At 59.0% G+C, this 23,180-nt stretch carries 21 protein-coding genes and 1 tRNA gene; 15 read left to right on the forward strand and 7 right to left on the reverse strand.

Features of this window, described 5'->3' with window-relative positions; translation table 11 throughout:
* Positions 1-143: 143 nt before the first annotated feature.
* Positions 144-368 (reverse strand): hypothetical protein, encoded by a 225-nt coding sequence (locus tag G520_RS0109735; RefSeq protein ID WP_028535494.1) that lies wholly within the window; start codon positions 366-368, stop codon positions 144-146.
* 103 nt (positions 369-471) lie between these two features.
* Positions 472-1,428 (reverse strand): LysR family transcriptional regulator, encoded by a 957-nt coding sequence (locus G520_RS0109740; protein ID WP_028535495.1) that lies wholly within the window; start codon positions 1,426-1,428, stop codon positions 472-474.
* Between the two features lie 133 nt (positions 1,429-1,561).
* On the opposite strand from G520_RS0109740, the gene trxA reads away from it, so the two are divergent.
* The 14 genes from trxA (at position 1,562) to G520_RS25680 (ending at position 19,513) form a co-directional block, all read left to right on the forward strand.
* Entirely contained in the window at positions 1,562-1,888 is a 327-nt protein-coding gene (gene trxA, locus G520_RS0109745) for a thioredoxin TrxA (protein ID WP_036665934.1), read from the forward strand.
* 1,912 nt (positions 1,889-3,800) lie between these two features.
* Complete coding sequence (locus tag G520_RS23960; protein ID WP_051229302.1) at positions 3,801-6,479, forward strand: PAS domain-containing sensor histidine kinase; 2,679 nt, start codon at positions 3,801-3,803, stop codon at positions 6,477-6,479.
* The gene (locus G520_RS0109755) at positions 6,454-7,092 is read left to right on the forward strand and encodes a response regulator (protein WP_028535497.1); all 639 of its coding nucleotides are present in this window, start codon (positions 6,454-6,456) and stop codon (positions 7,090-7,092) included. The genes G520_RS23960 and G520_RS0109755 overlap by 26 nt, the downstream gene beginning before the upstream one ends.
* A 120-nt stretch (positions 7,093-7,212) precedes the next feature.
* Positions 7,213-7,857: a response regulator gene (locus tag G520_RS0109760; RefSeq protein ID WP_084637560.1), complete on the forward strand. Its 645-nt coding sequence runs from the start codon at positions 7,213-7,215 to the stop codon at positions 7,855-7,857.
* A gap of 684 nt (positions 7,858-8,541) precedes the next feature.
* Positions 8,542-10,467 (forward strand): methyl-accepting chemotaxis protein, encoded by a 1,926-nt coding sequence (locus G520_RS0109765; RefSeq protein WP_028535499.1) that lies wholly within the window; start codon positions 8,542-8,544, stop codon positions 10,465-10,467.
* A 30-nt stretch (positions 10,468-10,497) separates the two neighbouring features.
* Entirely contained in the window at positions 10,498-12,051 is a 1,554-nt protein-coding gene (locus tag G520_RS0109770; protein ID WP_028535500.1) for a chemotaxis protein CheW, read from the forward strand.
* Positions 12,052-12,066: 15 nt separating this feature from the next.
* Positions 12,067-13,122: a chemotaxis-specific protein-glutamate methyltransferase CheB gene (gene cheB, locus G520_RS0109775; protein WP_028535501.1), complete on the forward strand. Its 1,056-nt coding sequence runs from the start codon at positions 12,067-12,069 to the stop codon at positions 13,120-13,122.
* Positions 13,123-13,140: 18 nt separating this feature from the next.
* Complete coding sequence (locus tag G520_RS0109780) at positions 13,141-13,764, forward strand: HEAT repeat domain-containing protein (protein ID WP_028535502.1); 624 nt, start codon at positions 13,141-13,143, stop codon at positions 13,762-13,764.
* A gap of 6 nt (positions 13,765-13,770) precedes the next feature.
* Positions 13,771-14,610, forward strand: coding sequence for a CheR family methyltransferase (locus G520_RS0109785; RefSeq protein ID WP_028535503.1), 840 nt, complete (start codon positions 13,771-13,773; stop codon positions 14,608-14,610).
* Entirely contained in the window at positions 14,607-14,981 is a 375-nt protein-coding gene (locus G520_RS0109790) for a response regulator (protein WP_211222799.1), read from the forward strand. Before G520_RS0109785 ends, G520_RS0109790 begins: the two co-directional genes overlap by 4 nt.
* Entirely contained in the window at positions 14,978-17,626 is a 2,649-nt protein-coding gene (locus G520_RS0109795; RefSeq protein ID WP_028535505.1) for a chemotaxis protein CheA, read from the forward strand. The genes G520_RS0109790 and G520_RS0109795 overlap by 4 nt, the downstream gene beginning before the upstream one ends.
* Entirely contained in the window at positions 17,626-17,865 is a 240-nt protein-coding gene (locus tag G520_RS0109800; RefSeq protein WP_028535506.1) for a hypothetical protein, read from the forward strand. The genes G520_RS0109795 and G520_RS0109800 overlap by 1 nt, the downstream gene beginning before the upstream one ends.
* Positions 17,866-17,874: 9 nt before the next feature.
* Positions 17,875-18,249 carry a response regulator gene (locus G520_RS0109805; RefSeq protein ID WP_028535507.1) on the forward strand — a complete coding sequence of 125 codons (375 nt, stop codon included), beginning with the start codon at positions 17,875-17,877 and terminating at the stop codon, positions 18,247-18,249.
* A 67-nt stretch (positions 18,250-18,316) separates the two neighbouring features.
* Positions 18,317-19,513 (forward strand): methyl-accepting chemotaxis protein, encoded by a 1,197-nt coding sequence (locus G520_RS25680; protein ID WP_084637561.1) that lies wholly within the window; start codon positions 18,317-18,319, stop codon positions 19,511-19,513.
* Between the two features lie 37 nt (positions 19,514-19,550).
* Here G520_RS25680 and pagP read toward each other — a convergent pair whose 3' ends face one another.
* The 4 genes from pagP to G520_RS0109830 all read right to left on the reverse strand — a co-directional run bounded on the left by pagP (position 19,551) and on the right by G520_RS0109830 (position 21,916).
* A complete protein-coding gene (gene pagP, locus G520_RS0109815) occupies positions 19,551-20,192 on the reverse strand; it encodes a lipid IV(A) palmitoyltransferase PagP (protein WP_345938732.1) in 642 nt (213 codons plus the stop codon).
* Positions 20,193-20,471: 279 nt separating this feature from the next.
* A complete protein-coding gene (locus G520_RS0109820; protein ID WP_028535509.1) occupies positions 20,472-20,651 on the reverse strand; it encodes a DUF3309 family protein in 180 nt (59 codons plus the stop codon).
* Positions 20,652-20,673: 22 nt separating this feature from the next.
* Positions 20,674-20,874, reverse strand: coding sequence for a CsbD family protein (locus tag G520_RS0109825; RefSeq protein ID WP_028535510.1), 201 nt, complete (start codon positions 20,872-20,874; stop codon positions 20,674-20,676).
* 658 nt (positions 20,875-21,532) lie between these two features.
* Positions 21,533-21,916 (reverse strand): nuclear transport factor 2 family protein, encoded by a 384-nt coding sequence (locus G520_RS0109830; RefSeq protein WP_246542678.1) that lies wholly within the window; start codon positions 21,914-21,916, stop codon positions 21,533-21,535.
* A 96-nt stretch (positions 21,917-22,012) separates the two neighbouring features.
* On the opposite strand from G520_RS0109830, the gene G520_RS0109835 reads away from it, so the two are divergent.
* Positions 22,013-22,909, forward strand: coding sequence for a LysR family transcriptional regulator (locus G520_RS0109835; RefSeq protein WP_036665948.1), 897 nt, complete (start codon positions 22,013-22,015; stop codon positions 22,907-22,909).
* 139 nt (positions 22,910-23,048) lie between these two features.
* Here the strand turns inward: G520_RS0109835 and G520_RS0109840 are convergent.
* A tRNA-Ser gene (locus G520_RS0109840) sits at positions 23,049-23,137 on the reverse strand.
* Positions 23,138-23,180: the final 43 nt, after the last annotated feature.

Consider the following 23,180-nt stretch of genomic DNA (forward strand, 5'->3'; position numbering starts at 1 on the left):
TTTACTGAAAACGATTACAGTTCGAGCGCAGGCAAAGCAGAGGACGGCGTGGCGCCGTGGGACCGGAATGGCGGAAGCAAAGGCGGGGGAGCGAAGGGCGGTGCCGGGATCGATGACGACTCCGGGGCGGGACCGGCGGGGTTTCAGGCCCGGGTGTCGACCCGCTGTCCGAGATTAGGCGGGTTGTTGGTGACGGGGGCAGGACTGCTGCTATCGTCGCCGAAGATTTCGTAAGCGCCCAGCGTGAGGACGGCCGCTGCCAGCGGATAGGCCGATGCTTCGCGGGCGATGCTGGTTCCTGCAGAGCCGATCAGGTCCAGCAGCGAGGCCCCTGCCGCCGCGCTGGCACCCAGTACACTAAAACTCATGGTTCATTCCTTGTGACTGCGCCGTGAATTCTGCTTGCGCAGCACATGTAATCAGGCTCTGACGGGATGCTATATCACCGTATGAGCGCGTGCAAGCACATGCTCAAACACGCCTGCGCGCGGCGGCGAGCGACGGAGGGTGCAGGGTCGAACGCAACTGGATGGCATCGTGTTCCTGGAACAGTTCGGCAATCCAGTCGACAAAGACGCGGACTTTGGCCGACAGGTGGCGGTTTTGCGGGTAGACGATATACAGAGGCACCGGTTCGGGCAACCAGTCGCCAAGCACCAGTTCGAGGCGGCCGTGTTCCATTGCGTCCTTGAGTACGAAAGCCGGAATCTTGGCTATGCCGAGCCCGGCCTCGGCTGCCGCGACATAGCTGTTTTCGTCGTCCAGGGCGATATGACCGTCGAGTGGAGCCTGGATGCGTTCACCATCCTTGGCGAAGATCCAGTCGGCGATTTTGCCGCTGCGCGGCGAGAAATGATTGATGCAGCGATGCGCGGCCAGATCGGCCGGATGCAGCGGTTGGCCATGCGCGGCAAGATAGGCGGGGGAGGCGCAGGTGGCGAAAAACAACTGCCCGACCCGGCGCGCGACCAGGCTGGAGTTTTGCAGCTCGCCGCTCCACACCGCGCAGTCAATTCCTTCTTCGATCAGCTCGGCGCGACGCTCGCTGCAACCGAGTTCCAGCTTGATTTCCGGGTAGCGTTCGAAGAAAACGGGAAGTGCGGGCACAATGACCGAGCGCGCCATCAGCGTCGGCACATCGATGCGCAGTCTGCCACCCGGACGCGCATGATGCTGGGCGATCGAGTCCTCGGTGTCTCTGACCTCGGCCAGGATTGCCAGGCAGCGCGTGTAATAGGCGGCGCCATCCGGCGTTACGCTGACGCGGCGGGTGGTGCGGTTGAGGAGTTTCACGCCGAGGGTGACTTCAAGTTTCTGAATCAGGGTCGTCGCCGTCGACTTCGGCAGGCGCAGGCTGGCCGCGGCGCTGGTGATGCCGCCGGTCTCGACGACACGCACGAAGACTTCCATCGCTTGTAACTTGTCCATTCACTGTTCACGGTTTTGAATAGTAAATTCGCATTTTGGCACTTTATGCGGAGAATTTAAAACAATAGAGTGTAGGTACTGGTCTTGCCGCGCCAGGGTGGCGGGCAAGCGAACATAAATAAAAGGAGCAATCATGAGTACGGCAATGAAGCATGTCAGCGACGCAACGTTCGACGCCGAGGTACTGCAAGCGTCAGGACCGGTTCTGGTCGATTACTGGGCCGAATGGTGCGGTCCCTGCAAAATGATCGCCCCGCTGCTGGAGGATCTTGCGCTGAGTCACGCCGACCGCCTGAGCGTCGCCAAAGTCGATGTCGATGCGAATGCGGAGGTGGCCGGGCGCTATGGGATTCGCGGCATTCCGACCCTGATGCTGTTCAAGGATGGCCAGGTGGTGGCGACCAAGGTCGGCGCCTTGTCGAAGACGCAGCTGGCCGAATTCATCGACGCCCATATCTGAGTCGTGCCATCGATTTCCAGCTGGTGCAGGTGAACCGGCCGGGATCGTTGGCCACCCCGCCCCCGGCGCGGGCGAGCGCTGCCTGGCGGCTGGGCAGAGAATCCCGAGACAGGCTTCAGCCATTCCAGTCGTGAAATTCGCGTACTGATCATTCTTGTATCCCTTCCGCATCCGCTTCAAAAACAAAGCGGTGCGCGCCATCGATGACGGGACGACGCGATGTCGGCATGGTCCCGATCGTGCCCGCCGTATCGCCCCCGCTTTATCCCGTCCGGAAGCCGATGGCCCGGACCGGGCATGGAGGCGTAGCCGCTAGCGAAATCGTCCCGCACGAGCCGGGTGTCCATCCCGCAGGCAGTGACCTTGTCAGGAGGGCAATTCGTTCGTTTCGTGCTCTGTCGTCCCGGGGCGGCCATCCGTCGGGGCGTGCCTGCGGCGTCGAAGCAGGCTCCGCTTTCCGATTTCCCACCCACAGTACGGCAGCAGGATGACGTGCAGGCCTCGGCGACCGTAACGGCGGCTTGCGCTCCATCGCCTCCAGCGCATCGCGGCCGGTGGGCTGAAAATCCTCTGCGCCGCAGCGTTGCTTTACTACCGTCCAGTGACATGGATCGCTGTACAGGGCCGCGCGTCCTTCTGGATGGCGCCCCTACCCGTGTCGTGCCAGCCGCTTCCCGTCCATTGCCTGCAGAACGATGGCTATGCCGCTGCTTTCAGGGGGCGCCAATGGCCGCTTGGTAGATGTCCCCTATGCTTAATTGCATAATAAATCCATTTGTCTTTTTTTGTTAAATCTTATATTTATTCAAGATTATAGCTCTCCATGAAGTTAGAAAATGACTTGATGCAATTTATACGATGATTGGTTATGGTGTTATTATTTTTTAACACAAATGTCGAAGCGCATGTTTTCAGCCAGGCGTCAGCCGCACGCAGAGAGGCCCTTAGCACACATCAATGAATCGAACCTTTCCGCGATCGATGCATCGCTCTGCCGCAACGACGACGTGTCCGTGCTGATGGAGTGGGTCATGAGTGAACAAACAAGCCTTGACGAATCAAGGCTTGTTTGACATGCACGCCAGCGAAGTTATTTCCGATGACGCATCGATTGTTGTCTATAGTTGTGCTAGAAAATAGATAATTGTTTTAAATTTCATCTTGATTTTATATTTTCTTCTTAAATAATAGTCAATGGTTGGTGGGATAAAAACAGAGGCTGCTATTCGCAGTCTGTGCAGCGCCGCGGCGCGTGCGGTTTCGATTCGAATCCAGGCACTACTCCTGCCGCGATGCGGTTTCTGACCCGCTTCCAAAACGGTGCATGTCATTTATATACCAAATGTGATTCATGGTCCGCTATGAACGATGCTGTGAGGTCGATGCTGCATCGGGCCTGTGGAGTTTTCTGGAGCGATTATTGCCGCTATTGCCTTTTTTAAGAGCTGGCGAGCTCGCTTGTCATTTTTTTTGCTTGATTGAAATATACGAAAATGAAGGGGTAACTCTTGCCGTTTACGAACAATCGCCAATCTGCAGAGTGATGATTGATTGTCCTGTTTCGATGGATTTTGTAAAAAACCATTAAACAAAACCCGTAATTATTTTTAAAGATTAAACTACTGGTTCGTTAAATTAAACAAGAAAGGACTCTGTGATTTTTGCGTCTCTAGCAATGGAATATCAATCGACAGCCGCAGTGGATCGTCTATTTTGGTTTATCATTTTATTAAGTAGCGCTATTTCAGATGCAGGTTCGAATCGCGCTGGCTTAAATTTATAGCGGACATTTGCCGATATGCGTTCTAGTCATACTTGATCGAGTTGGAAATAAAGAATGCGCCGTTATAGAAAAAGAAACGCACCATTGAATAGGCGTCTGCAGCTGCTGGAGCGACGAGTCACGGAGCTGATGGCCGAACTTGATGCCGGTGATCGATTATTGGGGAATGAGATCGAGGGGCGCAGGCAAGCGGAAGCCTATCTGCGGCAGGTGAAGGCGTTTACCGATAGCCTCATCTGCGCGCTGTCCGGGCTATCGCTTGAGATGAGTCGGGAAGGGCGCTGTCTGGATGTTTTCGCGCGTACGCCAGAACGGCTTGGGGTGGAGAAAGAGGCTTTGCTTGGCCAGGCAGTGCATGGTTTCTTCTCAGCGGACAGCGCTGCCATTCTCATGTCAGCCATCGGGGAAGCAGAGGTTTCCGGCTACTCATTCGGCCAGGTGCTGCCTATCCCGCTTCCTTTGGCGACGTGCTGGTTTGAACTTTCCATTGTCAAGCATCCGGGAGGCGACTCGGGAAAAGGGAGTTTTATCGTCTTGTTCCGGGATATCCACGAATGCCGACACGCGGAGAACGTCCAGCCGTGCCGCGAGCACGAATTTCGAACGCTGGCAGAAAATCTACCCTATTACATCGTCCGTTACGACCGGCAAGGGCGTAAGACTTATCTGAATCGAGCAGCCTTGAGCTTGTCTGCCCATGAGCTGGAGTGCCTCATCGGACAGACGCCGGACGAAGCGCGGATCGCAAGCGCAACGAGTGCCTGGGCCAAAGAGATCGCTTGCGCCTTGCAGCGGGTCTTGCAGGGTGAAGACGCAGAAAGAATCGAGATCCCATTGCGAGCCGGTTCGGGCGGACTGCGGACACACAGCCTTTGCTTTGTGCCTGAGCGCGCACCGAATGGTGCGATTGACGGGGCATTGCTCATCGGGTGCGATATCACCGAGCGCAAGGATTATGAGCAGTCCTTGCTGGCACGAGCAGAAAGCGGGCAGCACATGCTCGATATCGCCGAGAATCTGCCGGGGTTTGTGTATACCTTCCGCTCGCTGCCCGAAGGCAATTTCAGCTTTCCCTACGTCAGCCCCCGCATCCGGGAGGCATTCGGGCTGCAGCCTGGCGAGCTGGCGAAGGATATGACATCGTTCGCCGCGTTGGTGCCCCAGGAATATCAAGCCCTGGTTCTCGCAAAAATCGAAGATGCAACGCGTGAGATGAGCTCCTTCAGCTGCACATTCCTGATGAATGTGCCCCGGCGCGGCGAGCGTTGGATTTCGGCCTGCTCCATGCCGCACCAAGAAGCGGATGGCAGTGTTCTCTGGTACGGCGTGATGATCGATGTGACCGAGCAATGGCGCTTGGAGCAACAGCTTGAGTTGAAGCGATTCGCGCTTGATCGGGCCCACGAGGCGTTCTATCTCATCGAGAGAGGTGGGCGCCTTGTCTATGTCAACGAAGAAGCGTGTCGTGCGCTGGGCTACAGTCGCGATGCCTTGCTTAGACTCAATGTCAGCGATATTGATCCGGGCCTGGCGCCGGAGGAGGGGACGACGCTCTCCAGTACGTTGGTCTGTAAACTGGGGACTTGCTTTGAAAGTCGGCATCGGCGGCGGGATGGCAGTACATTTCCGGTTGAAATAAGAAGTTCTTTATTTGAATGGCATGGCCAGGCCTTCGCCGCGGCCCTCGTGCGCGATATCAGCGAAGAGAAGCGGGTGAAAGAATGCATCGCCATTCGCGAGCGCGAGTTCAGAACCCTGGCGCAAAGCTTGCCGGACAACATCCTCCGTTACGACTGCAGTGGGGCTGTCACTTACGCCAACATCGCGCTTGAAAGAACCCTGGGTACGAGCGCAGCCGATTTAATCGGGAAGGGGATACGTGATAGATGGAGTGATGGACGGTACGACGTCTATGCGGAAGCCCTGGATTCGGTGCTGGCGACGGGCCTGGACCGCGAAATCGAAATATTCGTACCTGATCCCCGAACTCCTTCCGATCACGTTCACCAGATACGTTTTGTCGCCGAGCGCGATGAAACGGGTGCCGTGACCGGCGCACTTGCCATCGGGCGAGACATTTCCGAACTCAAGCGCATCGAGCGCCAACTGTTGGCGTCACGCAGCCAGCTGCGCGGCCTGGTTGCCCGCCGCGAAGAGGATCTCGAAGGCGAGCGCAAACGCATCGCGCGCGAAGTGCATGATGAGCTGGGGCAGCTCCTGACCGGGTTGCAGATGAAACTTTCCCGGCTCGTTCGCAAGCAGATGGGCAAGGTCCTGCGCGAAGGCGAGCCTCTGCAGGAGGCACTCGAGTTGTCGGAGAAGGCGCTGTCTGTGGCGCGCAATGTCGCTTCGGCTTTGCGTCCGGCCGTACTCGACATGGGGATCATCAGTGCACTCGAATGGCTGGCAGAGCGATTCTCCGTGAGCAACGGCATCGCCTGCTACTTGCGAATTATCGATACCGCTATCCATCTGAATGAATGTCAGGCAATCGCGCTCTTTCGTATTACTCAGGAATCGCTGACCAATATTTCGCGTCATGCGCGCGCCGGCCGGGTGGACATAACACTGAATCGAAGCGTAGAAAATTATTTGTTAAAAATTTGTGATAATGGCATCGGTTTTGATAGTGCGACCAGTAAGCCCGGTTCATTCGGCCTGATCGGCATTCAAGAACGGGCCTTGATGTTGGGGGGCACGGTGGGGATCACCAGCAGTGTAGGTTGCGGGACCGAAATAGCGGTACGCATACCGATAGAAATAGAAGGGAGGGGGGAATATTATGATAAAAGTGATGATAGCAGATGATCATGCCATTATACATAAAGGGCTGCAAGAACTTTTTCGTGATGTCGGTAATATATCAGCTGCAGGGATGGTAAGCAGCGGCGAGGAGTTGCTGAAACGCTTGGGCGATGGCAGTAGTGTGTTTGATCTACTGTTACTCGACATCAGTATGCCGGGCTTGAGTGGGGTCGAACTCATTTCGCGGATTTGCGCACTGCGCCCCAAGTTGCCGATTCTCGTCCTGAGCGTGCATGATGAGCCGCAAATCGTCAGGCGCGTTCTGCATGCGGGCGCCTCCGGTTTTGTGACGAAAGGCAGCAGCGAAGACATTCTTGTGGCCGCCATCCGCAGGGTCGCTCAAGGCGGGCGTTTTGTCGACTCTGCCATCATCGAACAGGTGATGTTCGATCCCCCTCTACGCCACGAATCCGCGGCTCATGGTCGGCTGTCTCCGCGCGAGCTGCAGATCATGAAGAGCCTGGCGCGTGGCCGCAGCCTTGCCGAGATTGCCGCAGAGTGCTTCATCAGCGACAAGACAGTCAGTACCCACAAGGCACGGCTGATGCTGAAGATGGGATTTCAGAGCAATGCGGAACTGGTACGTTATGCGATCGATCACCATCTGATCGAATAGGCCGCGGGAGCCGTCGCGACCGGCTTGGGGTAGGGGTGGGCCTACCCATGGTTGATTCCTGACTTGAAAATGCGGTTTCTCTGATGGGCTAGCATCCTGCATTTAGGCATCCTGCGATGTATGTGCCATTCAGGAAAAATCGTGATCAGGGTATTCGTTGCCGACAACCACGTTCTTGTGCGTCGGGGCCTGCGAGAGCTTTGTCGGGAGATGGACGGCTACATCGTCACCGGCATGGTGGCGAACGGAGATGATGCTCTGGAGGCGCTGGGGCGCGACCGCTTCGATTTGATTCTGCTTGATCTGGTTCCTGGAATGGCTCGTCGCGAACTGATCGGGGCGATTCGCGATACGACCGCGCAGACGCCGATCTTGGTCTTCAGCCAGCCTGATGATCCCCACGTTGTCAAACGCCTGCTGCAGGCCGGAGCCGCCGGGTTCGTGAGCAAGAAAAGCTGCACCGACATCTTGATGCTGGCCATGCGCAAAGTGGCATCCGGCGGCCGTTTTGTCGACTCATCCATCGGCGGGGATGTGCTGCTTGAATATTTCTGCGTCTCGCCGCCCGATACGTGCCTGTCGCCGCGCGAACTGCAGATCATGACTCTACTGGCCCAGGGGCAGAATGTTACCACGATCGCCACAGCCCTCGCGATCAGCGACAAGACGGTCAGCACGCACAAGGTTCGTCTGATGCATAAACTGCATCTCCGCAACGATGCAGAACTGGTGCGTTGCGCTCTCGACTACGGTTTGGTCGGCTAGCCCGCTTGCAAGCGGCTGTCGGGGGCCTGAAACACTGCTGCCGGGTCCTCCGGCATCCAAGGTCGGCCATGTCCTGCCGGATGGCCGCTGACACAAAACGGATTTCCCCCGACGACACCCGCGCTCTGCGTGACCGCGATCCGCGCCAGGCTTGGCCGTGTCATGCGAAGCGTCGGTGCATGATCTAGCCCGCATCCGCATCCGCATCGGGCGCAAGCGCTCCGGATGACCCCCTATCGTTGCAAGACTCCGCTTCCTCCCAGCCGATGGCCCACTGTCTGACCCGACATCCTTCTCCAGCGAAGGCACCCGGCCCGCCGCTGCGGGCCATGGGCTTTCACGCTGTAGGGGAATCCCGACACCGTATGTTGAATCTCACAAACGGCACGAGATTACCTGATGTTCGGTATGCAGCCATCCATCCAATATGGATTCGTCGTTGGTGGGGATATGCGAAACGCAGCTGGGTAGAGGTCGTGGCGCGTTCATCGCCCTGTGCCGGGGACAGAGCGCAGGCGGTTACAACCGGGGCTATCTCTTTGGCGATGCAAGTCATTCGAGTGTGGTGAGTCTGCATGTGCGTGCCATGTTCCGCTGGGATGGCGTCCGCTGCCGGACCCGCTCTCGCGTTTCAATCCGGTTCGCGGTTCGTTGTACTTAATTTTATTCTTGAGGAGAAGCACGATGGCCATCGTCACGAAAACCACCCAAGCCCGCTTGAGCGCAGATGTTCCGGAAAGTGCTGGCAAGTCTTCCGTCGCTACGGCGCGCGATGCCGATATCCAACGCAAGAAAGCGCGGACCCTGGCCAAGCAGCAGCAAGCCGCCGAACGTATCGCCGCGGCCACCGGGCAGCTGGCCTCCGGGATCAACGAGGCCGCCTCTGCGGCCGAAGAACTGAAGCGCGCCGCCGACCAGATCGCCACCGGCGCCGAGGAAGCTTCCGGCGCCGCCCAGGAGTCGACCGCAGCCCTGACCCAGGTTGCAGGCGCCATCAATCGCCAGCTGCAGAGCGCCGAGATCGGCCAAAGCAAGTCGGATGCGGCGCAAATGCTGATCGCCAAGGCGGCGACTGATGTCGCCGGCCTGATCAGCAATGTCGGAGTCGCAGCCAAGCGGCAGGCGGAATCGGTGGCCATGGTATCCGAACTGGAAAAGCAGGCGGCCAATATCGGCGATATCGTCAAGGCTGTGGCACGCATTGCCGACCAGACCAATCTGCTGGCGCTCAATGCGGCTATCGAGGCGGCACGGGCCGGCCAGCATGGCAAGGGCTTTGCCGTCGTCGCAGACGAAGTGCGCACGCTGGCGGAAACCTCCGAGAAGAGCGCCAAGCAGATTCAGGACCTGGTTGGGCAGATCCAGTCAGAGGTCAAAGTCATTGCCGACGGCATCAATGCCTCGGCCAAGACGATAGAAGGCGAAGTGGAAAACGGCGAGATCATATCTGTTCAGCTTGAGAAAATCCGAATAGATATCGCCGAAGTGGCTACCGGCGTGCGCGAGATTGCCGCCGGTGCGCTGCAATCCAATACCGCCTCGCAGCAGGCGCTCAAGGGCTCGGAAGCCATTGCGGCGGCGGCGGAGGAGCAATCCTCTTCCGCCGAGGAGGCCGGCAAAACGGTCGCCGAGCAGGCACAAGCGCTGGCCGAATGCGAGCAGGCCGCGCAGAACCTGTCTGAACTGGCCGAAGACCTGAAAAATTCCACCGACGTCGCCAAGAGCGCCGAGGAAGTGGCCTCCGCCGCCGAGGAACTCTCGTCCGCCGTGCAGGAAATCAATCGTTCCGGCGCGCAAATCATGGTCGCCATCGATCAGATACGCAAGGGCGCACAGGTCCAGGCCGGTGCCACAGAAGAATCGGCCGCCGCGCTGAACCAGATAGAAAAGGGCCTGGAGCTTGCGCAGAACCGCTCAAGCGCGAACCTGGACAAGCTCAGTGCGGTGCAGAGTTTGCTGGCCACCAACAAAACCGCCGTTGATTCACTGATCAGCGGCATTACGTCGTCGGTTGCAGGGACCCGTGCGAGCGCCAGGCAGATCAAGGACCTGGAACTGGTCTCGCGACGAATCGACAAGATCGTCGATGCCATCGCCACGGTCTCGATCCAGACCAATATGCTGGCGGTCAACGGCTCGATCGAAGCCGCCCGCGCCGGCGAGTTTGGCAAAGGCTTCGTCGTCGTTGCCACCGACATCCGCAATCTGGCACATGATTCGGCCGAAAATGCCGACCGCATCAAGGATTTGGTCAAGGCTGTGCAGGACCAGATCGGTGTCGTTGGACGCGATCTCGAAGAAATCGCCGTCACCGGCCAGGCCGAAGTCGAAAAAGCCAAAGTCAGCACCACCAACCTGATGACTATCGAAACGGATATTGCCGCCGTCGAAGCGGGGGCCAAGGAAATTCTGACGGCCGCCAATGAAATCGCTGCGGCACTTGGCCAGGTCAAGACCGGCGTCGATCAAATCGCCGCCGCCGCCCAGGAGGCCGAGAAGGCGTCCGCGGAGGCCGGTGCCGCGGCCACCCAGCAGTCGCAGGGCGCCGAAGAACTGGCCGCCGCCATCGAGGAAATCGCCTCGCTGGCCGACGAACTGCAAGCCGCCTGAATTTCGGACCATGAACTCTAGGAGATTCAGATGACTACCGAAATTCTCGAACCGGCGAGAACGGTTTCCGAACTGGAGGGCGATACCGTCCAGGTACTGGAATCGAATATCCGCCAATTTGTCACCTTCATCACGGGGAGCGAAGTATTCGCCGTCGATATGGCCCCGGTGCAGGAAATCATCCGGGTGCCCGAAGTCGTGCGTGTGCCGCTGGCGCCGCCGACGCTCGATGGCCTGGCCAATCTGCGCGGGCGGGTGCTGCCGATTATTTCGCTGCGTCGCATCTTCGGTTTTCCGGGAAACGAATACGACGACTCTACGCGCGCCGTCGTCATCGATATCGGTCAGCCGCTGGGCTTCGTCGTCGATCGCGTGACCAGTGTGGTCGGTGTCGAGCCCGGCCGAATCGAGGGGGTCGATTCTCTGCGGGGAACGGTGAATACCGAGCTGCTTTCCGGTTTGCTCAAGGATGTTGGCGGCCACGCCATGGTCATGCTGCTCGACTTCGCCAAATTGATTGCCGCCGAGTTCGCGGACATCGCCCGCCTGGCGGGGGAGGCCACCGGGCCGCAGCGGCTAGGGGAGGGCAGCCTCGACGCCGACGATGCGAAGGTCAGCGACGAGCTGCAACTGGTCAGCTTCGTGGTGGCGGGGCAGGAATACGCGATCACCATCGACGATGTGCAGGAAATCGTCCAGGTGCCCGAGGACATCGTGCATGTGCCGAATTCGGAATCTCATGTGCTGGGCGTCATGACACTGCGCAATCGTCTGTTGCCGCTGGTCAGCTTGCGCCGCATGTTCGGGCTGCCGCCGCAGGCGGCCGACGACCATAGCCGTATCGTTGTCGTGGCTCTCGGCAATACCTCGGTCGGTGTCGTGATGGACAGTGTCAACGAAGTGCTGCGCGTCGCCAAGTCGCAAGTGGACACGATGCCCAGCCTGTTTGCCCGCGACGGCGACCTATCCGAAATAACCGAGATCTGCCGGCTGGACGGAGGCCAGCGATTGGTATCCGTCATCTCGGCCGGCACGATGTTCCATCACTCCGCCATCAAGGAGGCCTTGAGTTCCATGGACCCGCAGACCGACGAGGCCGCCGCCGGCGGCGAGCCCAGCAATGAGGATGACGAACAGATGGTGGTATTCCGTCTCGGTAGGGAAGAGTTCGGCGTGCCGATAGACAGCGTGCAGGAAATCGTGCGGGTTCCCGACGAATTGACTCATGTGCCCAAGGCGCCAAGCTTTGTCGAGGGGGTGATCAATCTGCGCGGTTCGGTGCTGCCGGTGGTCGATCAGCGGCGGCGTCTGGGCCTGGCGACGCTGGAGCGCAACGAGCAGCAGCGCATCATGGTCTTCACGTTCAACGGGGTTCGCACCGGTTTCATTGTCGATTCGGTGACCGAGGTGCTGAAGGTCGCCCGTGCTTCCATCGAGGTGGCTCCGCATCTGTCTGGCGAGCAGGCCCGCCTGATCGGGCGCGTCGCCAATCTCGAAAGGCAGAAGCGTCTGATCCAGTTGATCGAACCTTCGCATCTGGTGGAAGGCGAGGACCTGCAAGGTCTGGCCTCGCTGGCAGAGTAAGGGGGCCGGGGCATCATGATTAAAGTGCTGATTGTCGATGACTCGGCCCTGATGCGGCGCCAGCTCACTTCGCTGTTCGAGGCGGAGGGCGACTTCGAGATTAGGATCGCACGCAATGGCCGGGAGGCGGTGGAGGAAAACGCCGCTTTCGAGCCGGATGTGGTGACGCTCGATATCAACATGCCGGAAATGGATGGGCTGACGGCACTTTCGCTACTGATGGCCGAGCGGCCGGTGCCTGTGGTGATGGTCTCGTCGCTGACCGAGAAGGGGGCCTTGGCCACCTTCGAGGCCCTGGCCCTGGGGGCCGTCGATTATGTCGCGAAGCCGGGAGGCACCATTTCGCTGTCCATCGACCAGATTCGTCGCGAGGTGGTGAGCAAGGCGCGTGCCGCCGCCAGCGCCCGGCCGAAGACGGCGCGCAGCCTCTCATCGCGTATTCGCGCCGAGCGCACTCAACAGTCTGCGCATTCCGAGCGGGGGCGTGCGGGTATCGGTAGCGACGGCTTGGTGCTCATCGGAGTCTCGACCGGGGGGCCGCGTACGCTGGAAGACATTCTGCCCTTGTTGCCTGCCGATTTTCCCTGGCCGGTGCTCGTTGCTCAGCATATGCCGTCCAGCTTTACTTTGCCTTTCTCAAACCGCATGAACGATTTGTGCCCCATGCAGGTGGTAGAGGCCGCGCGGCCTATGACATTGGAAGCCGGCACCATCTACATCGGCAAAGGGGGGGCGGATATGGTCGTGGTGCAACGCAACGGCAAGCCCACGATATTGGCCAAGCCTGAAGCCGCAGAGTTTCTCTGGCATCCCTCGGTGGAATTGCTCGGACGCTCGGCACTCGAGCATTGCGATCCGGCCCGGATCATCGCTGTCATGTTGACCGGCATGGGCTACGACGGCGCCGAGGCCTTTACCGAGATCCGGAAACGTGGCGGACGGACCATCGCGGAGGCGGAGGAAACCGCCGTGGTGTTCGGGATGCCGGCCGAATTGATCGCCCGTGGCGGGGCTTCGGTTGTCCTGCCCTGCGAGAAGATCGCCAACCAGATTATTACCTGGGCCAGGTAGGCCAGTGAGGAGAAAAAAATGGCTTTCGTGAAACCGCCGGTTGCGCAGCCCCATCGCGACGATCAGTGCCTTGCGCCTCGGGATTTCACCGATCTGGTGGCCGAGCTGTCTTATCCGAACCCGGCTGCCCGGCGCTGGGCGGCGCGCGATCTGGCGGCCTATCCTGAGGCCAGCCTGGCACTGATGGCATGTCTCAAAGAAGAAAGCCATCCCAGTGTGCGCGAGGCACTGTTGACATCGTTGACCTTGATTGGCGACGAGGTGGCGGTGGCCGGCCTGGTCGACTGCCTGCGTAGCGAACAGGTGGGTCTGCGCAACGAGGCCGTCGAAGTGATGAAGGAATTGCCTGAGAAAGTCGCGCCGATCATGGAAAATCTGCTTGCGGACGAGAATCCGGACGTGCGTATCTTTGCTGTCAATATTCTCGAATCGCTGCGCCATCCCCTGGTTGAACGATGGCTGATCGACGTCATCGAGCGGGAGCCGCATGTCAATGTCTGCGGCACGGCTGTCGACCTTCTGTGCGAGGTCGGGACGCCGGCCGCGCGCGAGGCCCTGACTCGCCTCGAAGCACGATTCCCCGACGAACCCTATATCCAGTTTGCGGCCGAGTTGGCCCTCAAGCGCCTTGGCGAGGATTGAACGGCCATGGCCGAGATCACCATCAGCGAAGAGGATTTCCGCAAATTCCGGGAGTTTTTCTATCGCAAGACCGGCATCCAGTTCGAGGATTCCAAGCGCTATTTCGTGGACAAGCGCCTGATCGAACGTATCGAGAGGACTGATAGCGAGTGCTTTCGCAACTATTTCATGATGCTGCGTTTTGATACCAGTGGCGACGAGCTGCAGACCCTGGTCAATCTGATGACGGTCAACGAGACCTACTTTTTCCGCGAGGAATACCAGTTTCAATGCATGGTCAATTCGTTGCTTGGCGAGATCATCCGCCACAAGAAGGACTCCACGCCGATTCGCATCTGGTCGGTCCCCTCGTCATCGGGTGAAGAGGCTTATTCGATCGTGATGTACCTGCTCGAGCATTGGCCGGCGCTCAAGGAATGGGATGTGGAAATCATTTCTTCCGACATCGATACCAGCATCATCAGGCAGGCCCGGAGAGGGCGCTATTCGGCGCGTTCTGTGCAGCACCTGCCCGGACAGCTGTTGAAAAAATATTTCAAGCCGATCGGTCTCGAGTATCAGATCGCCGATGAGTTGCTGGGGGCGGTCGAGTTTACGCGCGTCAACCTGATGGACCCGGTCGATGTGCGTGCCTACCGCAACTTCGATCTGATTTTCTGCCGCAATTTGCTGATCTACTTCGACGATCTGTCACGGCGCCAGGCTGCAGAAGCGTTCTATGACGCACTGAATCCGGGCGGCTTTGTCTGCCTCGGGCATTCCGAGTCCATGAGCCGCATTTCGTCGCTATTCCGGGTGCGCAAATTTGCCGAGGCGATCGTGCACCAAAAAACACGGGAGGAATGATGCAGCGCATCCTCGTTATCGATGACGCCGCCACCGTGCGTCTGTACCACCGTAGCATCCTCGAAGCAGCGGGTTACGCGGTGGATGAAGCGATCAATGGCGTCGAAGGGCTGGAAAAAGCCTTGCGGGCACCGTTCGATCTGTACCTGGTTGACGTCAATATGCCCAAGCTCGACGGCTACGGTTTTCTGCAGGAACTGCGGAAGACCGAACTGCCGCAGGCACCCGCCATCATGGTGTCGACGGAAGCCGCCCGCTCCGATCTCGAACGGGCCTATGTCGCCGGCGCCAATTTTTATCTGATCAAGCCGGTCAAGCCCGATGCCTTGCTGACTGACGTTCGGCTGTTGCTTGGAGCGCCTAGGCCATGAATCCCTTACTCGACCAATTCATTTCTGAAGCGCGGGATTTCCAGCAATCCATCGGCGAGAAGCTGATGCAGCTGGAAAGCGAACCGGGCAGTCGCGCGCTGATTGGCGAATTGTTCCGCATGGTGCATACCCTCAAGGGTAATAGCGGCTTGTTCGAATTTCCGGAAATGACCGGCGTTCTGCATGCCGGCGAAGACGTGCTCGATGCCGTGCGCGACGGCCGGGTGCCGTATGGCCGGGCCCTGGCCGATCTTCTGCTCGAAGCGATGGACTTCGTGCTCCTGCTGCTCGATGAAATCGAGGGGGTGGGGAGCATCGGTGTGGAGCATGTCGCAAGCTCGGCCCGCCTGGCCAGGAATCTGCGCAGCCTGCTGCCTGCGGGGGCAGACGAGGCAGGGAATCCGGTTGACAGTGGGGCTGCCGCCTCGGTGGGCGCGCCGGAACTGCCGCTGGCCTCCATGCCCGAAGAACGGCGCATGGAGTGGTATCGTGCCGCGCTGAGCGGCGATGCTTTGTCCTGGGTCGAATATGCACCCGATGCCGAGTGTTTCTTCAAGGGCGAGGACCCGCTTTATCAGGTGGGGCAGGTCCCTGGCGTCGTCTGGCGCGATGTCAGCGCCCGGAAGCCCTGGCCGGAACTCGCCGAACTCGATGCTTATCACTGCCAGCTGGTATTCCGGCTGCTGAGCACGGCCGAGCCGGCCGCGCTGCATGAGTTGTTCCGCTACATGCCGCATGAGACGCGGATCATTGCCATTTCACCCCTCGCCCTGCTTGTGCCGGTCGGTGATCCGGACGGCGGGGCGGTCTATGAGGATTTCGTCGCCGATGCCATCGCCTTGCTCGACAACGGCGATCTGGCAGGACTGGAGCGGACGACGCGGTGCATGCTCGAATTTTCGGCGCCCAAGCTGTGGCTCGCGTCGGCCTTGCGCTGGTTGCTGCTGATCCTGGAGCTCGAGCCGGGCAATAGCCTGGTCCTGCGCGCTCTGATCGAGTCCTTGCGCACCCTGACCACTCCGTGCTGGGGCGACGTGGCGGCCGGAAGACGTGCCGCGGGCGGGGACGGTGGGCAATCGACTGCCGATGGTGCGGCCCTTGCCGAAATTCTGGCTGCCCAGCGCGAGATTCTTGCCCTGCAGGACGATGTGGCGTGGCGGGGAGGCCGTCTGAAGGCGGTGGCGGCAACTCTGGCGGCGTGCTGCCCCCGGATGGGCGGGGATAGGCGACACGATGCCCTGGAGCACGCTCTTGAACAGTCCCTGGCCGAAAACAAAGCGGCGCCTCTGCTGGGCTGGCTGGACGAATATGGTCCGGCGCTTCTGGCCGGGTTTACCCCGGCGGCCACTGTCGATGCGCGAAGTTCCATGCCCGAACCGGTCGGCGCCGCGCTTGCTCCGGATATGCCGACGCGCGTGGAAGGCCCCGAGGGGCTCCGCTTGGGACGCCGGTCCGACGATGTCCCCGGCACTGCCAAGACGCTCAAGGTCGATCAAACGAAGATCGACCGCCTGATGAACTTGATCGGTGAAATGGTGGTCGCCAAGAACAGTCTGCCCTATCTCGCCGCCCGTGCCGAAAGTCAGTATGGCGTGCGCGATCTGGCGCGCGAAATCAAGACGCAATACGCGGTGGTTAACCGTATTGCCGAGGAAATGCAGGATGCCATCATGCAGGTGCGCATGATGCCGGTTTCTTTCATCTTTCAGCGCTTTCCGCGCCTGGTCCGCGACACCTCGCGCAAGCTCGGCAAAGAGGTGAATCTGGTGCTGGAAGGCGAGGCGACCGAGGTTGACAAGAATATCGTCGAGGCCCTGGCCGATCCCATGATCCATATCGTGCGCAACAGTCTCGACCACGGCATCGAGCTGCCGGCGCTCCGTCTGGCCGCAGGCAAACCGGCCGAGGGCAAGTTGACCATCCGTGCGAGCCAGGCCGCAGACCGGGTGTTGATCGAGATCATCGATGACGGGAAGGGAATCGACCCCCAGCATATCAAGAAGAAGGCCTATGAGAAGGGCGTCATTGACGAAGCGACTCTGGAGCGGATCACCGATCAGGAGGCGGTGAACCTGATTTTTGCGGCCGGTTTCTCGACCGTGGAGACGGTTTCCGATCTATCCGGACGGGGAGTCGGCATGGATGTCGTACGCAATGCCATGGAGAAGGTCGGCGGCACGGTCAGTATCGAGAGCGAGAAGGGCAAGGGAACGCTGCTGCGCCTGTCGCTGCCGCTGTCCATGGCGGTGTCCAATGTCATGATCGTCGAGTCCGACCAGCAGATCTTCGGGGTGCCGATGGACATGGTGGTGGAGACCGTGCGCGTGCCGCGCGCCGCCATCCGCCACATCAAACAGCATCAGACCACGGTTCTGCGCGGCAGCATCGTGCCCCTGTTGTCGCTCAACGCCTTACTCGCGATCAATCAGGAACAGCGGCCCAACGAGGATGACGAGTTCGCCGCCCTCGTCATCCGCCATCAGGGAGAGAACATCGGCATCGTGGTGGACGATTTCCGCGAAACGGTAGACATCATCCTCAAACCACTGGTCGGCATTCTCGGCGGTCTGGCGGGTTATTCCGGTTCGGCATTGCTCGGCGACGGCACGGTACTGATGGTCTTGAATCCGAGGGAGCTGACGTAATGGCAATTGAATTTCAGGAAAAAACGGTGCTGCTCAAGGGCTGTGTCGGCGTCGAAGAGGCCGAACTCTTGCTGGAGTGGCTACAAAAAACACCGTGCGGACAAGTCGACCTGACTGCCTGCACGCATTTGCACGCAGCGAATCTACAGGTGTTGATGGCGGCACGGCCGACCGTTCTCGCCTGGCCGAAGGAGGCAGCCCTGCTTGCCTGGTTGACGTCATCTCTGCAAAGCACTTAAGGAAGACTCATGACAAAAACAATATTAATCGTAGACGATTCGGCCACCATGCTGCTCAGTGTGCGCAACAATCTGGAAATCGCCGGCTTCAAGGTCGAGACGGCGGAGGATGGCGTCAAGGCGCTGGGCAAGCTGAAAGCCGGACTCAAGCCCGACCTGGTAATCACCGATATCAACATGCCGAACATGAACGGCATGGAGCTGATCAGGAATATTCGCGCGCTCCCCGGCTTTCGCTTCACGCCCATCTTGACACTGACCACGGAAAGCCAGGCGGCCAAGCGCGACGAAGGCAAGGCGGCCGGCGCCACTGGCTGGCTGGTCAAGCCGGTAGGCGGTGCCGATTTGCTGAAAATCATCAGACAAGTTCTGCCGGGGGCCTAGATGCGGGCGGCTCTCGATTCATTGTCCACTGTCGGTTTGAGTTCACCTGCAGCCAGGGGGGGCGTTTATGAAAACGCATCGTAATGCAGATGTCAGCGCCGTTTTATCCAGCCGCCCGCTAGTGCTTGTTACCGTAATCGCACTGGGGGTGCAGATCGCTGCCTTGCTGTTGTTGGGGGAGCCGGGAATTTTCGGATTGCTGGTCCCCACCGTTGTTGTTTTGATATCCAACAGCGTTCTTTGGGGGCGGGCGCGGCGAGCCGCCGCACGGCAACCCGAATCGTCATCCGACAAGGAGGCTGTGCTGAATCTCGGCGCGCAGGCTGCGAGTCTGGTAGAAAAACACGTGTGCCTGGACAGCGCTCTCGGCGAGCGCATGCAGGAAGTCAACAAAGAAACCGAAGCTGCGGCCATGAGTTTGATCCGGCGGGTGCGCAGGCTTAGCGATGCCGCGGAGAAACTGCTCGCCTATCTCGGCAATTCGAACGTGCAGACCGGTGGAATGGAGCAGGAAATCGGCGACAGCGTCGCCTTCATCACCCGGATCGGTACCTTCGTGCAGGAACTGCCAGAGCGGCTGGAGCAGGATGTGACGAATATGCGCAAGGCCGGCGATGAGATCAATCAATTGGTCAGTTTTGCCTATGTCATCAAGGACATTAGCAAGCAAACCAACCTGCTTGCGCTCAACGCGTCGATCGAGGCGGCGCGTGCCGGTCAGTCCGGAGGTGGCTTTAGCGTCGTGGCCGATGAAGTGCGCAAGTTGTCGGAACGTTCCGGCAAAGCGGCGGTGATGATAGAGGAAGGCCTGGCCAGGGCTCAGGAGACCATGGAAAACGGCCTCAAGTTCAGTTTTCTCGGCGACTCCGCCCAGCAGATGCGGGATGCGGGCAAGGTCGTGGATTCCATACGGCGACTCGAGGAAAGCCACGACGAAATGCACCGGTATTACAAGACGCTTTTCGGCGTGGTAACCGAACACAACACCAGTCTGGCGACGGAAATCGGTGAGATGCTGGGCGAAATCCAGTTCCAGGACGTGGTACGACAGCGCATTGAGCGGATCGTGGCTACGATGGACAGCCGCAACGGATTGTTGCAGGCGTTTTTCCGCGAATTGGCGGCGTCCGGCACCGAGCTTGTGCACATTCCCGGACAAATGGAGCGTCTGTTCGATGACTACCTGAACAATGAAGCGCGCCATGGTGCGGTGGGGGGCGCGATGCCCGCAGACGCGGGGCTGCCCAAGATCGAACTTTTTTGAATCCGCGGTCGATGGTCATGCACATCGCGAACGGATCTCAGAATTTCCAGCGCATCCAGGTAAAGAGGATATTGCCGTAACCCTTGCCACCGGGTACATACGTGGATTGCAGCGAGAAACGCCCGTACTCGATGGAGGCCAGCGGCAAAATAAACGGCACAAGTACATAGCTCACGTCCTGGCGCGCGGTCACGCCAACGGTGTAGCCGAGCCCGAGGCGCCAGTTCGCACCCTGACGCCAGGTCATTTCATAGCCATAGCCGGCAAGCGGCTCAACCTCGTCATGGGAGTCCTGAAACTCCATCATGTACAGGGAATGCCAGTTTCCCAGGGAGTCATAGCGGACCTTGCCTATCCCGACCCCCCAGGGGTTCTCGTTGAAGCCGGCAATATGTTCGGCGGTATAGCTTCGCCTGTTATGCCAGGTATGTAATGGCACGTACAGCTCATACTGATCTGAGTCCCAGGTTTCATCCAGGTCCTCCAGAAACCGTCTCCACCAGGTAGACGGAGGAGCCGGGGCATCGGCTGCCGGAGTCGAGACCACGGGGGGCGGGGCAGTCGATGCGGGCGACAGGGCAAGCGCCGGAGCCATCACCCACATGCAGCACAAGGCAACGCAGCGTGCAAGCGTATGTGGCCGAAGGACAGAGAACCGATGACGGGAAGGGGAGAGCATGACAAAGGGGATCCGGTGTGTTTATGATGAATGCTGAAAATCGGGTTCGCCTGGCCAAGCATCGATAAGCACGCCGCCCCCAGTGCATGCAAAGATCGGACTTCAGGATTGAATCAAAACGATACTCCAGCGTATGAAGTTAATTTTTCGGCTGGTGTATTGAAAACCCCCTCAAATTGGAGCACTTGGAGTGCCGGTGTCGTGCTTTCCGGATTTCCAGGTGCCGCCCTCATGAAATATTGCTTGCGCCGGATGTAACAGGGTATGCCCCTCCTTGCTTTATGCCTCGTTTCTGTCACGTCGTCTCCGGCGATAGCCATACAGCGAGAAAGAGATGACAACGACGATAGCGATCAATCCGAGCGGGCCAATTCCCCAGCCCATGCCCATACCCCAATACATGCCCCCGCCACCGCCGAACAGCAGCAAAAGGACAATCGCGAGAATGAGTACATCCATGGTTTCTCCACTTCATCTCCATTCATCGCTTCGTGCCGGCGTCCTTTTTTGCCTTCTTCGCGATATCTTCTTTGGCGTCGCCTAGCGCGGCCTGAGCGGCGCCGATGTTCTTCTGAATCGCGCCCTTCACTTGAAGCTTCGTGTTGCCGACGGCTTTGCCAACGACTTCCTTGACCTTGCCTTGCGTTTCCACGACACGCCCTTTGATCTGATTTTTGTTCATGACTCGTATTCCTCTATCAGGATTGGCAGACTCACGCTGCGGTAGGTTCAGACTGAGCGTTGCCGCTATGCAAGTCTGTTCGATAGCGAACCCATGTCCGCTCTTGATTCGAGTGTGCTCATTCCCCGGGGCGGGACAGCCTCCGTTCTGCGTCGCGTTCGCGCTTCCGGCTGGGCGCTCTGAGTCGACGGCCTAAGGCCGGGGCGAGGGAGAGAGCGGATTTCCGGGCTTTGGTCGCGATGCGAACGCGCTATCATGGACAGGCATACGGACTTGTGCCGCCGTAGGCCGGGTACTAGCGCCTCGCAGCGTGCCGATCGCCGCACGAATTGATCGTGGCGTCCGAACACGGTCAGGCTGCGCCCGTGATCGGCATAGTGTATGGGCGATGCACGGGCTCAAGCTGATCGTGATGTGACTCCAGCCGGAGTGGCGGGGATGGCGGGCGTGTGTCCGAATGAGCGTGCGGGGCATCTGCGCTGTATGCTCGCACGCCCCTCTGCGCCGAAGGGAGATCGAAACCCACCTGCGATGCGCGATCCTGGCAAAGGCAGGTTTCGCCGCGGGGCGGTACGATCGGGGAGAGCGGCCCCATGAAAATGGGCCGGCTGTCCGGCCAGCGATCACGACCTCTCGTCAGCGCGAGAGTTATCGTTGTTCATACAAAAAATGTGTTCATAGCCGCCACGTCGGACAGGAAGGTTTCAATGAATATTATCTTCCCGTCTTCTATTCGAAGGATGGTTGCCAGATATTCATCCAGTTTGATGTCGCCTCGCTCGGCGGTATTGTGCAGATGCAAGGCGGCATCCTTCGGACCGGATAAAATATGAAGCAATTCGAATTCAAGCTGATACCCGGCAATTTTCTGTGCTCGCTCCACAATGGCTTCAGCCCCTTGTGCGGGTGACGAGATGGTATTGTCGCCTGGCAAAATCCATTTTGCGTCATCACTCAATAGTGCGCGGATGGCGGCCCAGTCGCCTTTAATCAGTGCGGCATGAAATTGCCTGGCTATCGCCCTATTAGATTCATGGTTCATGATTATTTTTCCCGGTAGTTATCGTCCTGGAAAACCATTATGGCGATGCCATGGCAGAGAATGAAATTTTCTATTTATATGTGAGGTATAACCAAATTGGATATATCGCCTGAGCGACTAAAGTTGCTGGCTTCGCTGGATGCGCTGCTGGAACAGGGCAACGTGACCAAAGCGGCGCAACGGTTGCACATCAGCCAGCCGGCACTGTCGGCGCAACTTGGGCGGCTGCGGACTTTATTCGATGATGCATTGCTTGTGCCTGCCAAGCAGGGCCGGGGTATGGTGCTGACCCATCGCGCAGAAGCGATCAAAGCGCCTCTGCATCAGGCGCTGGAACGGCTCAAGCAGCTGCTGGAGGCGCCGCCGGACTTTGTTCCTGAACAGGCGCAGCGAACATTTGTCCTGATAATGAACGACAATGCTGCCAGCATGCTGGCCGGTCCTCTGCTTGCGCTCGCACAGCAGGCGAAGGCGCGAGGAGTAAGACTTGCGTTTCTGAACCTTCCCAAAAGCCGGGTCGGAGAGGCCCTGGAAAGAGGAGAAGCCGATATTGCCATCGGTACGCCGCCTGACTCCGGTGAATGGCTGATCAGTCGGCGCTTGCTGCGGGATGAATTTTGTGTGGCTTGCCGGCGCGGCCTGGTATCGGGCGCGGTGGATCTGAATACCTACCTCAGTTTGCCTCATGCCATGGTGTCGGGCGACGGCGGAAACTTTGCCAGCGCCGTAGACACGGCTTTGGCCAAGCTGGGGCTTCGGCGGGATGTGGCCATCTCGGTGCAAAACTATGGCGTCATTCCGACCATCTTGATGAGCAGCGATTGCCTGTGCACGCTGCCCAAGCGCTTTCTTGCGAGTTTTGGAATGCATCTGGAGCTCCATCCGATGCCATTTTCGTTGCCGGAATTCGCTCTTTCGGCTTTCTGGCATACGCGCTCCAGCCATGATCCGGGGCATATGTGGCTGCGCGAGCAGCTTTTCTCGATCGCATGACTAATCCGTTTTGCATGCCACCCTTATCCCGCGCCAGTCTCCGCCGCGACCTTGCCGACAGGTCCGCCGTGCAGGGGCGGGCGCCCGGAATACAGGCAACAAAAAAGCCCTGAATGATCAGGGCTTTCTTGCGTTACGTTGGCGGAGAGAGAGGGATTCGAACCCTCGTGCGGTAAAACCGCCCACTGATTTCGAGTCAGGGCCGTTAGGCCTCTCCGGCATCTCTCCGTCTCAGTGAGAAACGCATTCTAGTGAACAAATCGCAGCTTGT

The organism is Paludibacterium yongneupense DSM 18731 (genome assembly GCF_000422925.1).
Classification (GTDB): Bacteria; Pseudomonadota; Gammaproteobacteria; order Burkholderiales; family Chromobacteriaceae; genus Paludibacterium; species Paludibacterium yongneupense.

Coding starts and splice junctions, on each gene's coding strand:
- G520_RS0109735 (WP_028535494.1), bottom strand. CDS start 368: ATGAGTTTTAGTGTACTGGGTGCCAGCGCGGCGGCAGGGGCCTCGCTG.
- G520_RS0109740 (WP_028535495.1), bottom strand. CDS start 1,428: ATGGACAAGTTACAAGCGATGGAAGTCTTCGTGCGTGTCGTCGAGACC.
- trxA (WP_036665934.1), top strand. CDS start 1,562: ATGAGTACGGCAATGAAGCATGTCAGCGACGCAACGTTCGACGCCGAG.
- G520_RS23960 (WP_051229302.1), top strand. CDS start 3,801: ATGGCCGAACTTGATGCCGGTGATCGATTATTGGGGAATGAGATCGAG.
- G520_RS0109755 (WP_028535497.1), top strand. CDS start 6,454: ATGATAAAAGTGATGATAGCAGATGATCATGCCATTATACATAAAGGG.
- G520_RS0109760 (WP_084637560.1), top strand. CDS start 7,213: ATGTGCCATTCAGGAAAAATCGTGATCAGGGTATTCGTTGCCGACAAC.
- G520_RS0109765 (WP_028535499.1), top strand. CDS start 8,542: ATGGCCATCGTCACGAAAACCACCCAAGCCCGCTTGAGCGCAGATGTT.
- G520_RS0109770 (WP_028535500.1), top strand. CDS start 10,498: ATGACTACCGAAATTCTCGAACCGGCGAGAACGGTTTCCGAACTGGAG.
- cheB (WP_028535501.1), top strand. CDS start 12,067: ATGATTAAAGTGCTGATTGTCGATGACTCGGCCCTGATGCGGCGCCAG.
- G520_RS0109780 (WP_028535502.1), top strand. CDS start 13,141: ATGGCTTTCGTGAAACCGCCGGTTGCGCAGCCCCATCGCGACGATCAG.
- G520_RS0109785 (WP_028535503.1), top strand. CDS start 13,771: ATGGCCGAGATCACCATCAGCGAAGAGGATTTCCGCAAATTCCGGGAG.
- G520_RS0109790 (WP_211222799.1), top strand. CDS start 14,607: ATGATGCAGCGCATCCTCGTTATCGATGACGCCGCCACCGTGCGTCTG.
- G520_RS0109795 (WP_028535505.1), top strand. CDS start 14,978: ATGAATCCCTTACTCGACCAATTCATTTCTGAAGCGCGGGATTTCCAG.
- G520_RS0109800 (WP_028535506.1), top strand. CDS start 17,626: ATGGCAATTGAATTTCAGGAAAAAACGGTGCTGCTCAAGGGCTGTGTC.
- G520_RS0109805 (WP_028535507.1), top strand. CDS start 17,875: ATGACAAAAACAATATTAATCGTAGACGATTCGGCCACCATGCTGCTC.
- G520_RS25680 (WP_084637561.1), top strand. CDS start 18,317: ATGAAAACGCATCGTAATGCAGATGTCAGCGCCGTTTTATCCAGCCGC.
- pagP (WP_345938732.1), bottom strand. CDS start 20,192: ATGCTCTCCCCTTCCCGTCATCGGTTCTCTGTCCTTCGGCCACATACG.
- G520_RS0109820 (WP_028535509.1), bottom strand. CDS start 20,651: ATGGATGTACTCATTCTCGCGATTGTCCTTTTGCTGCTGTTCGGCGGT.
- G520_RS0109825 (WP_028535510.1), bottom strand. CDS start 20,874: ATGAACAAAAATCAGATCAAAGGGCGTGTCGTGGAAACGCAAGGCAAG.
- G520_RS0109830 (WP_246542678.1), bottom strand. CDS start 21,916: ATGAACCATGAATCTAATAGGGCGATAGCCAGGCAATTTCATGCCGCA.